This is a genomic window from Pseudomonas sp. HN8-3 (genome assembly GCF_020790195.1).
GTDB lineage: Bacteria > Pseudomonadota > Gammaproteobacteria > Pseudomonadales > Pseudomonadaceae > Aquipseudomonas > Aquipseudomonas synxantha_A.
In genome coordinates, this window is the sequence record NZ_CP086206.1 from 1,064,281 (window position 1) to 1,077,210 (window position 12,930).

Annotated in this window: 13 protein-coding genes; 6 read left to right on the forward strand and 7 right to left on the reverse strand. The window is 61.0% G+C overall.

The features are described 5' to 3' along the window. The first annotated feature begins 5 nt into the window (after positions 1-5). The gene (locus LJX92_RS04740) at positions 6-788 is read left to right on the forward strand and encodes a transporter substrate-binding domain-containing protein (RefSeq protein WP_078820316.1); all 783 of its coding nucleotides are present in this window, start codon (positions 6-8) and stop codon (positions 786-788) included. A gap of 51 nt (positions 789-839) precedes the next feature. On the opposite strand, the gene LJX92_RS04745 is transcribed toward LJX92_RS04740, so the two are convergent. The 4 genes from LJX92_RS04745 to LJX92_RS04760 all read right to left on the reverse strand — a co-directional run bounded on the left by LJX92_RS04745 (position 840) and on the right by LJX92_RS04760 (position 4,253). Further along, positions 840-1,583 carry a YkgJ family cysteine cluster protein gene (locus tag LJX92_RS04745; RefSeq protein WP_103734610.1) on the reverse strand — a complete coding sequence of 248 codons (744 nt, stop codon included), beginning with the start codon at positions 1,581-1,583 and terminating at the stop codon, positions 840-842. Positions 1,584-1,691: 108 nt separating this feature from the next. Continuing rightward, positions 1,692-2,174: a GNAT family N-acetyltransferase gene (locus LJX92_RS04750; RefSeq protein WP_032877712.1), complete on the reverse strand. Its 483-nt coding sequence runs from the start codon at positions 2,172-2,174 to the stop codon at positions 1,692-1,694. A 3-nt stretch (positions 2,175-2,177) separates the two neighbouring features. After that, positions 2,178-3,080, reverse strand: coding sequence for a chemotaxis protein CheV (locus LJX92_RS04755; protein ID WP_005784972.1), 903 nt, complete (start codon positions 3,078-3,080; stop codon positions 2,178-2,180). A 198-nt stretch (positions 3,081-3,278) separates the two neighbouring features. Beyond that, on the reverse strand, positions 3,279-4,253 hold the full coding sequence (locus LJX92_RS04760) for a 2-hydroxyacid dehydrogenase (RefSeq protein ID WP_228309358.1): 975 nt from the start codon (positions 4,251-4,253) through the stop codon (positions 3,279-3,281). Between the two features lie 211 nt (positions 4,254-4,464). Here LJX92_RS04760 and LJX92_RS04765 point away from each other — a divergent pair, with 211 nt between their 5' ends. Further along, positions 4,465-4,857 carry a hypothetical protein gene (locus LJX92_RS04765; RefSeq protein ID WP_103734608.1) on the forward strand — a complete coding sequence of 131 codons (393 nt, stop codon included), beginning with the start codon at positions 4,465-4,467 and terminating at the stop codon, positions 4,855-4,857. 56 nt (positions 4,858-4,913) lie between these two features. Here the strand turns inward: LJX92_RS04765 and LJX92_RS04770 are convergent, their stop codons facing one another. Then, positions 4,914-5,882: a LysR family transcriptional regulator gene (locus LJX92_RS04770; RefSeq protein ID WP_032877708.1), complete on the reverse strand. Its 969-nt coding sequence runs from the start codon at positions 5,880-5,882 to the stop codon at positions 4,914-4,916. 181 nt (positions 5,883-6,063) lie between these two features. Here LJX92_RS04770 and LJX92_RS04775 point away from each other — a divergent pair, with 181 nt between their 5' ends. Genes LJX92_RS04775 through LJX92_RS04790 form a run of 4 tightly spaced genes read left to right on the forward strand, consistent with a single transcriptional unit; the run spans position 6,064 to position 10,824 of the window. Further along, positions 6,064-7,575: an efflux transporter outer membrane subunit gene (locus LJX92_RS04775; RefSeq protein WP_228309359.1), complete on the forward strand. Its 1,512-nt coding sequence runs from the start codon at positions 6,064-6,066 to the stop codon at positions 7,573-7,575. A gap of 10 nt (positions 7,576-7,585) precedes the next feature. Continuing rightward, positions 7,586-9,763 (forward strand): FUSC family protein, encoded by a 2,178-nt coding sequence (locus LJX92_RS04780; RefSeq protein WP_032877705.1) that lies wholly within the window; start codon positions 7,586-7,588, stop codon positions 9,761-9,763. Next, the gene (locus LJX92_RS04785) at positions 9,753-9,953 is read left to right on the forward strand and encodes a DUF1656 domain-containing protein (RefSeq protein WP_046070983.1); all 201 of its coding nucleotides are present in this window, start codon (positions 9,753-9,755) and stop codon (positions 9,951-9,953) included. The genes LJX92_RS04780 and LJX92_RS04785 overlap by 11 nt, the downstream gene beginning before the upstream one ends. 10 nt (positions 9,954-9,963) lie before the next feature. Then, positions 9,964-10,824: an HlyD family secretion protein gene (locus LJX92_RS04790; RefSeq protein WP_032877703.1), complete on the forward strand. Its 861-nt coding sequence runs from the start codon at positions 9,964-9,966 to the stop codon at positions 10,822-10,824. A gap of 509 nt (positions 10,825-11,333) precedes the next feature. On the opposite strand, the gene LJX92_RS04795 is transcribed toward LJX92_RS04790, so the two are convergent. Then, on the reverse strand, positions 11,334-11,735 hold the full coding sequence (locus tag LJX92_RS04795; RefSeq protein ID WP_103733347.1) for a nuclear transport factor 2 family protein: 402 nt from the start codon (positions 11,733-11,735) through the stop codon (positions 11,334-11,336). Beyond that, positions 11,728-12,915 carry an MFS transporter gene (locus LJX92_RS04800; RefSeq protein ID WP_228309360.1) on the reverse strand — a complete coding sequence of 396 codons (1,188 nt, stop codon included), beginning with the start codon at positions 12,913-12,915 and terminating at the stop codon, positions 11,728-11,730. Before LJX92_RS04800 ends, LJX92_RS04795 begins: the two co-directional genes overlap by 8 nt. Positions 12,916-12,930: the final 15 nt, after the last annotated feature.

Genomic DNA, 12,930 nt, shown 5'->3' on the forward strand with positions numbered 1-12,930 from the left:
TTCCCGTGGCCCTGATACACCTCTGTGCAGTGCTTGCCTTCTTGCTCTCGACGACTGCCGTTGCGGGCGACGTTCAACCGCGGCGCGAGATTCGTTTCGCCGTGGCCGCGCATTTTCCCCCCTTTCAGAGCCGCAACCCGCAAGGGCAATTGGTGGGGCTGAACATCGAACTGGGCAATGCCTTGTGCGAACAACTCAACGTGCGCTGTATCTGGGTTGACCAAGTCGTCATGGAAAATTTTCCGGCCCTCGAAGCCCGGCAGTTCGACGCGATCATGGGTATGGCGCCGACATGTCGGCGCCGACAACGGGTGAGTTTTACCGATGACCTCTACCCGATCACCACCCGCCTGGTGGGTCGTAAAGGCTCAGGCTTGATCCCTGGCCGGCGCTCGCTCAAGGGCAAGCGCGTGGGGGTGTTGGTCAGGAGTAATCGTGAAGCCTTTGCGCTCTCGCAGTGGGCACCGGCGGGGGTGATCATCAGAAGTTTCTGGCTCAACGATCAACTGATTCAGAGCCTGGTGTCGGGTGATATCGATGCGACCTTGCAAGGTGCCGTGGAGATCCGTGAGGCGCTGCTCGACACCGCCGACGGCCTGGACTTCGGTTTCCTGGGGCCTGTGGTGTCATCGGGCCTGCTGGGCAACAGCGTGGCTATCGCGGTACGCAAACCTGATACCGCGCTGCGCAATGAGCTGAACCATGCGCTTGAACAGCTGATGCAAAACGGCGAATACCAACGCATCCTCCAGCCCTATGGTCTGGATGTAGCGCCTGCCACTCCATGATCGCGATAGATCTCAATGCGGGAGCAGACTCAGTCAAATCCCCGTCGGCGGTCAGGCAGCCCGCAACGAGATAAACGCATAGTTGGCCGGCACTTCGGTGGCAATCTGCGCCCCGGCGTCCAGCAGTTGTTCGGCGATGTCCATACCGGATACATGGAACACCCATTCATTGGCCATGCTCGGCTGGACCACTGCCTGCTCGACAGCTTGGGCAAACGCCTGCATATCCGGCAGGTAGGCGGTAAAGCCGTCGCCCTTGAGTGCTGTGGTACGAATGCCGAGCAACGCACACACCGCTTCCTTGGTTTGTACATCATCACGGTCGGCCTGGCGCGAGCGGCCGATCAGTTCAGCCAGTTCCTTGTCCATTAACTCGCCACCGACGATCAAAGCCGGGCCCTGTTCCCAGGATTCTGGCGGGCAATCCTTGGCACTCGGGTTCAGCGGGATATGCGGGTTGATCTCCATCGGGTAGATCCGGCACACCAGTGGGCGTCGTTCATAGATGCGGCAAAGGTTGTCTTCGTCAAGATTCCGGCAGCGTCCGGCGTTATAGGCGGCAAAGGTGATTGCCACAAACGCCTCGGTAGTGCCGCTGGGCACCATCACCGATCGGCGCTCGGCGTGTTCACGTTGTTGCAGGGGCAGGCCCAGGCCGTTGCCGAGGAAACCCTCGACCAGGACGATGACGTTACCGCCGTCCGCCGCCCAGCTACGGGCTTCTGCGAGGGTCAGGGGGACGTGATGGTCGCTGCAGCATTTGCCGCAACCTACGCAAGAAAACTGAGTGTTCATGGCGGATCTGTCACCAGGCTAGGTCAGAGGGCACGCTTGAGGGGTGACGGGTTTTTTACCTCTATCGACCGCTCGGCACTCTGGAAGCAAGTTATGCGCCAGGGGTTGTCAGCCCTTGGGCACAGTGTCGCGCAGGACAAATCTCATATCGGCACTTTCATACAGTTGCCGGGCACGCAGGTTGCTTTCCAGCACCTTGAGGTCGACATAAGGTTCGCCGCGCTGCTTGAACACCTGAAAGCTGTGCAGCAACAAGGCGCGCCCCAGCCCCTGGCCCTGGGCGCAAGGATGTATCGCAAGGTTCTTGATGAAGGCGCTGGTCCAGCACTGGGCGACACCGAGAATGCCGTCGGCGTTAATGGCGACCAGGCACAACGTCGGGTCGCACTCGGCATCGGTCACGAACTGTCGGCGCCATTCATCCAGGCTGGCGACACGGCCTCCGCCCTGGTCTTGAGTCATGCGCAACACGGCATGGATCGCCGGGGCCAATTCATCCCGGTAATGATCCAGCCGCGTATTCGCTGGCCACTGCGGGGCGGGCAGGCTGCCCGTGAGGTCGCGACGCAGCAGCTGGAAATACTCGGCCACTGCTTACAGGCCCTTTTGTGCCACGGTTTGCGCGGCGATGACCAGGTACTTGGTCAGCTCCGGGGAGGAGAACTTGGTGAGCACCGCATCGGCACCGGCCAGGCGGGCTTTCTCGCTGTTCATCGCGCTGTCCAGGGAAGTGTGCAACAGCACGTATAGGTCCTTGAAATCCGGGGTTTCGCGCAGGGTGCGGGTAAGGGCGTAGCCGTCCATCTCGGACATCTCGATATCCGACACCACCACATTGATCTGCTCGCCCGTGCCTTGCAGTTCCAGCAACACATCGATGGCTTCCTTGGCGCTGCGCGCGGTGTGGCAGGTCAGGCCAAGGTTACGCAGGGTGTGTACCGACTGCTGCAAGGCCACTTGGCTGTCGTCCACCACCAGGATGCGGGCGTTGCCGAGCACTTCGGCTTCTTCCATGGTCAGGTCGGTCGGCGCCGTTTCAATCGGTGCCGGGGCGATGCCGTGGATGACTTTCTCGATATCCAGCACCTGTACCAGGCCACCTTCCACTTGGGTTACCCCAGTGATAAATGCACGGTTGCCCCCGGAGCCGTAGGGTGGCGGGCGGATGTCGGTGGTCAGGCAATGCACGATCTTGCTCACTGCCTGCACATGCAAACCCTGCTTGGAACGGCTGACGTCGGTGACGATCAGGCAGCCGCCGTCCGGGTCTTGCAAGGGCATTTCACCGAGGGCGCGGCTCAAGTCGATCACCGACAGCGAGGTGCCGCGCAAGGTGGCAATGCCTTTGACGTGCGGGTGGGACTCCGGCAGCTTGGTCAGCGGCGGGCAGGGAATGATTTCACTGACTTTCAACAGGTTGATGGCCATCAGCTTGCCGCTGCGCAGGGTAAAGAGCAGAAGCGAAAGTGAGTCTGCGCGGGCTTTGGTGGTGGACATAAAAACCTTCTGTGGATCAGGGATGACGATCATCTATGGAAGGTTATCGACTCGGCTGGCCTGGGCTTTAACCGGATTTTGTGTCGGGCACTGCTAATGTGGGAGGGGGCTTGCTCCCGATATCGGCGTGTCAGTCAGCAGATGTACAACTGATCCACCGCCATCGGGAGCAAGCCCCCTCCCACATTGGGTTATGTATCAGCCCTTCCAGACCTGCGGGTTCACCAGGTCCTGCGGGCGCTGGCCCAGCAGTGCGCTGCGCAGGTTATCCAAAGCACGATTGGCCATGGCTTCGCGGGTTTCACCGGTGGCCGAACCGACGTGCGGCAGGGTCACGGCATTGCTCAACTGGAACAGCGGCGATTCGGCCAGCGGTTCCTTTTCATACACATCCAGCCCGGCACCGCGAATTTTCTGGGTTTGCAGGGCTTCGACCAGCGCCGGTTCATCCACCACCGGCCCACGGGAAATATTGATCAGGATCGCGCTGGACTTCATCAGGCCTAATTCGCGCGTGCTGATCAGGTGACGGGTCTTGTCGCTCAATGGCACCACCAGGCAGACAAAATCCGCCTCGGCCAGCAACTGGTCCAGGCTACGGAACTGCGCGCCCAGTTCTTGCTCCAGCGCGGTCTTGCGGCTGTTGCCGCTGTACAGGATCGGCATGTTGAAACCCAGGCGCCCACGCCGGGCCACGGCCGCGCCGATATTGCCCAGGCCGACGATGCCCAGGGTCTTGCCGTGTACATCGCAGCCAAACAACGGCGCGCCGACGCTGGCTTTCCACTGACCGGCCTTGGTCCAGGCGTCCAGCTCGGCCACCCGGCGTGCGCTGCTCATCAGCAACGCAAAGGCCAGGTCGGCAGTGCTTTCGGTGAGTACATCAGGGGTGTTGGTCAGCATGATGCCGCGCTCGTTGAAGTACGGCACGTCGTAGTTGTCGTAGCCCACCGATACACTGGACACCACTTCAAGCTTGCTCGCGCCTTCAAGCTGTTCGCGGCCCAGCTTGCGGCCCACGCCGATCAAGCCGTGGGCATGGGGCAGGGCGTCGTTGAACTGCGCGTTGATATCACCCAGTTTGGGGTTGGGCACGATCACCTCGAAATCCTGTTGCAGGCGTTCGATCATCGGTGGGGTGATGCGGCTGAAGGCCAGGACAGTCTTTTTCATGGCAGGCGGGCTCGTCGACTACGGAAGAATGCCAAGCACGCTAACATTCCCGATAAGAATTTTGCAGGGTTTTGATCGGTCCTGCTTCTCTTCCATTGGTTTTAATACCTGTCAACTGTGAAAACTACGAGCTGTTCGGCCAATACGTGAGCGCCTATTCTCGTTTTTCAAGGCAGGGGTTGATGCCTTTGTTAAACAGGAGATCACTCTTATGAATATCGACGATGAGATAAAGCGAATCAGGGATTTTTTAGCCGCTGGTAAAACACGCAACGAGCCTGACGAGGCTTTGCCGCAGGCTCCCACAATCGAATTGATCGTCAATGGCGAGTTGTTCGTTGACCATGTACCTGGGACGGGGCTGAAGGTTGGGGTGGATTACGACACTATGCTGGAGGGTCAGGAGTTCGTTTTATATTTGTTCAGCAATACGCCTTCGGATGGCGACTATAACGAGACCGTTCCAGTGATAGAGGTGAAACCTTACGTTGTTACCGTACCCAAGGAAAAGATTGAAAAGTTGCATAAAAACGAGCTTGGTCTTTGTCTTTACTTCATCGATGGCAAAGAAACCTCTGAGTGGACGACCTTCACCGTCAGATGATGCGTCCTATCAAGGCATACGGTGACCTGTTCAAAACCAGTCACCGCATGCCTGGCTCAATTACTCAAGCGAGCACCACCTAAACCACCGCTCAATTCATACGCCACCAGCTCCGCCTGGTGCGCCGCCAGAATTTCCGGCAACGAACCACGCAGGTACTCCACCCAGGTCTTGATCTTCGCATCCAGGTATTGGCGCGAAGGGTAGATGGCGTACAGGTTCAGTTCCTGGGAGCGGTAGGTCGGCATCACCCGCACCAGTGTGCCGTTGCGCAGCCCTTCGATGGCGGCATACACCGGCAGCAGGCCTACGCCCATGCCGCTGGTAATTGCGGTTTTCATCGCGTCGGCCGAGTTGACCAGGAACGGCGAGCTGTTGATCGCCACGCTTTCCTGACCTTCAGGCCCGTTGAAGGTCCATTTGTCCAGTTGGATCACCGGGCTGACCAGGCGCAGGCACGCATGGTTGAGCAAATCCTGCGGCCGCTGTGCACAGCCCTTGGCCTTGACGTATTCCGGGGAAGCACAGGCAATGCTGTAGGTGATGCCCAGGCGCTGGGACACGAAACCCGAGTCCGGCAGTTCACTGGCCAGCACGATGGACACGTCGTAGCCCTCGTCGAGCAGGTCCGGTACGCGGTTGGCCAGGGTCAGGTCGAAGGTCACGTCGGGGTGGGTGCGGCGGTAACGGGCAATCGCGTCGATGACGAAATGCTGGCCGATCCCGGTCATGGTGTGCACTTTCAACTGCCCGGCAGGGCGGGCGTGGGCGTCGCTGGCCTCGGCCTCGGCTTCTTCGACGTAGGCGAGGATCTGCTCGCAACGCAGCAAATAACGTTTACCGGCCTCGGTCAGCGCGATACGCCGGGTGGTGCGGTTGAGTAAGCGGGTTTGCAGGTGGGCCTCAAGGTTGGAGACCGCGCGCGAGACATTGGCCGTGGTGGTGTCCAGTTGCACGGCGGCGGCGGTGAAGCTGCCGGCTTCGGCCACGCAACTGAAAGCGCGCATGTTTTGCAAAGTGTCCATGGAGTGTTCTCAAGGGAGATGACAAATTGTGACAGAAAGTTACGCCGACCAGTGATCCCTACCAACGGATTATCGCCTGAACGGTAACAAAGATTCACAGGAATGCCAGCTTATCGTCCTCCATGCCGCCGCCTAGAATTGCGCCACCTCTTGCGCAACACCTCTCAGGAATTCGCTTGCCGTGCCGCGTCGCATCAGCAGAGAGCTGAAGACTCTCAGTGTTTGGGCCTTATCGTTAGCCATCAGCGGTTGCATCGGAACCGGAGGAATTGCCCCCCAAGGCCAGGCCCTCAACGCCAATACCCTGGCCACCGATGAAGCCATTCAAGACGCCTCCCAGGACGCCCATTGGCCCACCGCCCAATGGTGGCAAGCCTACGGCGACCCGCAGCTCAACCGTTGGGTCGAACTCGCCACCCAGAACAGTCCCAGCCTGGCCGTGGCCGCCGCACGCGTGCGGCAAGCGCGGGCGCTGGCCGGGGTTGCGGAGTCGGCCGAGTCGTTGCAGATCAATAGCGATACCACCCTCAAGCGCCACAACTGGCCGAAAGATCAGTTCTACGGCCCCGGCGAATTGAGCGGCGCCAACACCTGGGACAACAACTCGTCCCTGGGCCTGAGTTACGCCCTCGACCTGTGGGGGCGGGAAAGCAACAGCACCGAACGTGCGGTCGACCTGGCGCACATGAGCGCTGCCGAAGCACGTCAGGCCCAGCTCGAACTGCAGAACAACGTGGTGCGCGCCTATATCCAGTTGTCGTTGCATTACGCCAACCGCGATATCGCCGCGGCCACCCTGGCCCAGCAACAGCAGATTCTCGACCTGGCCAACAAGCGCCTTAACGCCGGGATCGGCACCCACTTCGACGTCAGCCAGGCCGAAACCCCGCTGCCGGAAACCCATCGCCAACTGGATGCCCTGGACGAGGAAATCGCCCTGAGCCGTAACCAGTTGGCGGCGCTGGCCGGTAAAGGCCCGGGCGAGGGTGCGCAGTTGCAACGCCCGACCCTGGCCCTCGCCGCGCCATTGAAGTTGCCCTCAAGCCTGCCTGCGCAACTGCTCGGCCAACGCCCGGATGTGGTCGCCAGCCGCTGGCAGGTGGCGGCCCAGGCCCGTGGCATCGATGTGGCCCACGCCGGTTTCTACCCCAACGTCGACCTGGTCGGCAGCCTCGGCTACATGGCCACGGGCGGCGGTATGCTGGAGTTCCTGGCTGGCAAGAAATTCAACTACAACGTCGGTCCGGCGATCACCTTGCCGATCTTTGATGGCGGCCGCCTGCGTGCTCAATTGGGCGAAGCCAGTGCCGGCTATGACATCGCGGTCGCCCAGTACAACCAAACGCTGGTCAATGCGCTCAAGGGCATCAGCGACCAGTTGATCCGCCGCGAGTCCATGGACAAGCAGTCGGCTTTCGCCGCGCAGTCGGTGGCCTCGGCGCAGAAGACCTATGACATCGCCATGATCGCCTACCAGCGTGGCCTCACCGACTACCTCAATGTGCTCAACGCCCAGACCCTGCTGTTCCGTCAGCAACAGGTCGAGCAACAGGTGCAGGCGGCGCGCCTGAGTGCCCATGCCGAACTGGTAACGGCATTGGGCGGCGGCCTTGGTGCCGGCAACGATGTGCCCCAGGATGCCAAGACCCTTCCAAGCAAGACCCCGGCGGCACTTGCCGTGTTCGACCACTGAGTAGGATTCGATGACTTCCTTGCCTGCACCGCTGCGCTGGTTGCATTCCCTTGAGTGGCGCCGTGGCTTTTTCGACTGGGCACGCAGCGACGGCGTGACCTGGGTGTATATCTTCAAGGTACTGGTCGCCGCGTTCCTCACGCTGTGGCTGGCGATGCGCCTGGAACTGCCGCAACCGCGCACCGCGATGATCACCGTGTTTATCGTGATGCAGCCCCAGAGCGGCCAAGTGTTCGCCAAGAGTTTCTACCGTTTCCTCGGAACCTTGGCGGGCTCGGCGGTGATGGTGCTGTTGATCGCCTTGTTTGCACAGAACACCGAACTGTTCCTCGGCGCGCTGGCGATCTGGGTGGGCATTTGTACCGCTGGCGCTACGCGCAACCGCAACTTCCGCGCCTATGGGTTTGTGCTTGCCGGCTACACCGCCGCGATGGTCGGCCTGCCGGCGCTGGCTCACCCGGACGGCGCCTTTATGGCAGCGGTGTGGCGGGTGCTGGAAATCTCTCTGGGGATTCTGTGCTCGACAGTGGTCAGCGCCGCCATCCTGCCGCAGACCTCCAGCGCCGCCATGCGCAACGCGCTGTACCAGCGCTTTGGCGTGTTCGCGCTGTTCGTCACCGACGGCCTGCGCGGGCGCAGCCAACGCGAAGGGTTCGAGGCCAGTAACGTGCGCTTTATCGCCGAAGCCGTGGGCCTGGAAGGGCTGCGCAGCGTCACCGTGTTCGAAGACCCGCACATGCGCCGACGCAACGGGCGGCTCAGTCGCCTCAACAGCGAATTCATGAGCATCACCACGCGCTTCAACGCCTTGCACCAGTTGCTTGAACGCTTGCGTGCCGATGAGGCCGATCATGTGGTCGCAGCGATCAAACCCGGCCTGCAAGACCTGGCCGAAGTGCTCGACAGCTTCTCCGGTCGCGCCCTCACCAGTCCGGATGCCACGCGCCTGGTTAATCAACTGAGCGCCTACAAGGACGACCTGCCCGCCAAGGTGCGCAGCCTGCGGGCGAGCTTCCAGGACGGTAACCCGACCGAAGCCGAGCAGTTGGACTTTCATACCGCCTACGAGCTGCTGTACCGCTTCGTCGACGACCTGCACAACTACGCGCAAACCCACGCGTCCCTGGCTGACCACCGCCATGCGCGGGAAGACTGGCACGAAGCCTATACACCAAAAACCAACTGGCTGGCCTGCGCCGCCGCCGGGGTGCGGGCCTCGTTTATCCTGATCGTGCTGGGCAGTTACTGGGTAGCCACCGCCTGGCCCAGCGGCGCAACCATGACCTTGATCGCGGCGGCCACGGTGGGCCTCTCCGCTGCCACACCCAACCCCAAGCGCATGGCGTTCCAGATGGCCTGCGGCACCTTGATCGGCGCCTTGGTCGGCTTTGTCGAAATGTTCTTCGTGTTCCCCTGGATCGACGGCTTCCCGCTGCTGTGCGTGATGCTCGCACCGGTGATCATCTTCGGTGCTTTCCTTTCCTCCCGCCCGCAGTACGCCGGTGTCGGCGTGGGCCTGTTGATTTTCTTCAGCACCGGCTCGGTGCCGGACAACCTCACGGTCTACAACCCCTACACCTTTATCAACGACTACATCGCCATGGTCATCGGCATGTTGGTGTGCGCGGCGGCGGGGGCGATCATCCTGCCACCCAACAGCCGCTGGCTGTGGCGCCGCCTGGAGCAGGACCTGCGTGAGCAAGTGGTGTATGCGATCAGCGGCAAGCTCAAGGGCCTGGCGTCGAGTTTTGAAAGCCGTACCCGCGACCTGCTGCACCAGGCTTATGGCCTCGCGGCCGGCCAGCCGCAGGTGCAACGCGACCTGCTGCGCTGGATGTTCGTGGTGCTGGAGGTCGGCCACGCAATCATCGAGTTGCGCAAGGAGCAGGCGATCCTGCCGGTGCATCCGGCCTATGCCGAGTCCCAGCCGTGGCGCCAGGCAATCCGCGTGATGGGCCGTTCGCTGGTGCGCTTGTTCCTGCAACCCAGCGCCAGCAACCTGGAGCGCGGCTTGATCGCCGTCGACCATGCGATCAGCCGCGTGCAGGCCACCGACGAACCTTTCGCCCCGCACTTCGATACCTCGGCCCTGCGCCGGGTGAAGAGCTACCTGCACTTTATCCGCACTTCGCTGCTCGACCCGCAATCCCCACTGGCGGCCCTAAAAGGAGCCTCGAATGCCTCGTGAAATCGCATTTCATGGCATCTATATGCCGACCATGACCCTGATGTTCCTGATCGCCGCGGTGTTGGCCTGGGCGATTGATCGCTTCCTGGCCGGGTTCGACCTGTATCGGTTTTTCTGGCACCCGGCGTTGCTGCGCCTGAGCCTGTTCGCTTGCCTGTTCGGCGCCCTGGCGCTGAGCGTCTACCGTTGAGAATGCCCCGATGAAAAAGTTTTTCAGCCTGCTCGCGACCTTGCTGGTTCTGGCCTTGGCGATCTGGATTGGCCGCACGTTGTGGGTGCACTACATGCAAACGCCATGGACCCGCGACGGCCGCGTACGCGCCGACATCATCAACGTCGCGGCTGACGTGACCGGCGAGGTGGTGGACGTGCCGGTACGCGATAACCAGTTGGTAAAAAAAGGCGACCTGCTGATGCAGATCGACCCCGAGCACTACCGCATTGCCGTCAAGCAAGCTCAATCGCTGGTGGCCTCACGCAAGGCTACCTGGGAGATGCGCAAGCTCAACGCCCACCGCCGCGCTGACCTCGACGCCCTGGTAATCTCCAGGGAAAACCGCGACGACGCCAGTAATATCGCTGACTCGGCCCTGGCCGATTACCAGCACGCCCTGGCGCAACTGGAGGCCGCTGAACTCAACTTGAAACGTACCCGTGTGCTGGCGGCAGTGGATGGCTACGTCACCAACCTCAACGTGCATCGCGGCGACTATGCGCGTATCGGTGAAGCGAAGATGGCTGTGGTGGATATGAATTCGTTCTGGGTCTATGGCTTCTTTGAAGAAACCAAGCTGCCCCACGTCAACGTCGGTGATAAAGCCGATATGCAATTGATGAGTGGCGAGACACTCAAGGGTCACGTGGAAAGCATCTCCCGTGGCATCTACGACCGCGACAACCCCGAGAGCCGTGAGCTGATTGCCGATGTGAACCCGACGTTCAACTGGGTAAGGTTGGCGCAGCGTGTGCCGGTGCGGATTCACATTGATGAAGTGCCGGAGGGCGTGCTGTTGGCGGCCGGGATTACCTGCACTGTGATCGTCAACCCAACACAAAACTAAACTGTGGGAGGGGCATGAGTATCTACACAACTTTTCGGTATACCGCGGGCCCCTGTGGGAGGGGGCTTGCCCCCGATGGCGGCCTGACAGCCGACCAGGATGTTGGATCAGACCGAGTACATATCCGTTATTTAGGTAACGGCCACTATTGGTTCCGCTTTTACAGCGGGTCACTTTTGGAAAAGAGCCCCAAAAGTAACCAAAAGGGCTCTTGCCCCACCACTCGGCACCTCGCTTAGGCTCGGTGTGCCCGTAATCCGCCATGGATTTGGGGGGCCGCCGCCACGCGCCATCCATGGCGCGGGGCGGCTAAACCGGCATCCCTGCCGGTTTACCCCCCAAATCCCTGTCGAATTCCGGCCAGCGTGGTTTAACGGGGCGCCTAAGATCAAAAGCAGATCAAGAGCAAGAGCGGCTCGCTTCGCATCGTGGTTACCATTGGCGACTACAAAGTTGTGTAGATACCTATGCTCATCGGGGGCAAGCCCTCTCCCACATTCAGGCCCGCGTTAAGCTTTGATAAACGTCTCATGCAAGTGCCGCCAAAGCAGCGCACCACTGGCCTGCTTCTCGAACACCACCGTGGCGCGGCGATCTGTCTGGGTGCCACTGTCATCCACCTGATGCTCGCGATACGTCACCGTGGCTCCCCGCGCATGACGATCAATCCCGGTCATTTCGCTCAAGGTGATTTTCAACCCCGGCCGCATCCCTCCCAGGCGCGTGAACAATGCATTAACCCCGGCCCTGTTGACCCGCGTACCGGTGGCCGGCGCGACCATGCTGAACTCCGGTGAGAAGCGTGCCAGCAGGTTTTCCAGCGTGCCCTCAGGCGCAACCCCGGCAAACCATTGTTCGATCTCGACGTGAGTCTGGATCACTTCCTCAAAAAAATCGCTGTAGTCAATCATGCTTGGGCTCGCTGCAAGGGTGAAGCAGCGTGCGTATCCTGGAGGCATCCAGGCGCAACACTGCGAAAAGCGGCAACAGGGTCAGAGCTGCCGCTATCGTGAAGGTTATGGCGAAGGAATCCAAGGTCGACAGTACTGCACTGAGCAAGGCGGCGCCGACGCAGAAGCTCACTTGCCGGTTCATGTTCCACAACGCGCTGGCGTGGCCCATGCGCTCGGCGGGAATATCCAGAAAGGCCAGGGTTTGCGCGGTGCTGCTGCACAAGCTGCCGCCCAGGCCCATCAAGACGTAGGCCGCAATGATCAGCGCCGGCTCGTTGAGCAATAGGATGCCGCCGCATTGCAGCGCCATGCCGGCCAGTAACAAGGGTTTGGGGCCGCAGCGATTGAAGAGTTTTTTGCTCAAGTAAATCGCCACTGCCGAGGCCAGTGCCCACGGCAACATGAGCACGCCGGTCTGGGTGGCGTCATACCCCAGGTCACGCACGTAGAGGATGGCGATCAGGCTGGTGCCGATAAATATCCCCGGAATACACAGGTAAACCAGCATTGCCACACGCAGCATCGGGCTGGCGGCTTGTTTGAACATACTGCCCAGGTCCAGGGGCGGGCGTACGGTGGAAGGCACATCGGGTTTTATCCACAGCAGCGCCAGCAGCAGGGTCACCAGCGCCAGAGGCAGGTTGGCGTAGAAAATCCAGCGCCAGGACAGGCTGTCGACAATTACCCCACCCAGCGCCGGAGACAATGCCGGTACCAGCAATGCCACCGACATGACCCGCGCCGTCAACTGGCTGCGCTCGGCCGCGGGAAAGTGTCGGTAAGCCATGGCTTGCCCCACCGGAATCAACAAGCCGCCGCCGAGCCCCTGCACAGCGCGCCAGCCAATCAACGCGTCGATGGAGCCGGCCTGGCCGACCATCACCGATGCCCCGGCAAACAGCAGCAGGCTGGTGGCGATCAGGGTGCGCTCGCCCATGAGCGCCGCCAGCCACACACTCAAGGGAATGATCACCGTCAGCCCGAGCATGTAGGCATTGCTGATCCACGCCAGTTGCGTGACCGAGGCGTGCAGTTCGCGGGCGATGTCCGGGTAGGCGACGGTGGCGACAAACATGTTCACCAGGTCCAGGGCAAAACCCAGTAGAAAGATCCAGGCAATTTTCGAGCGGTAGGTCATGAACGCGATCCTGCG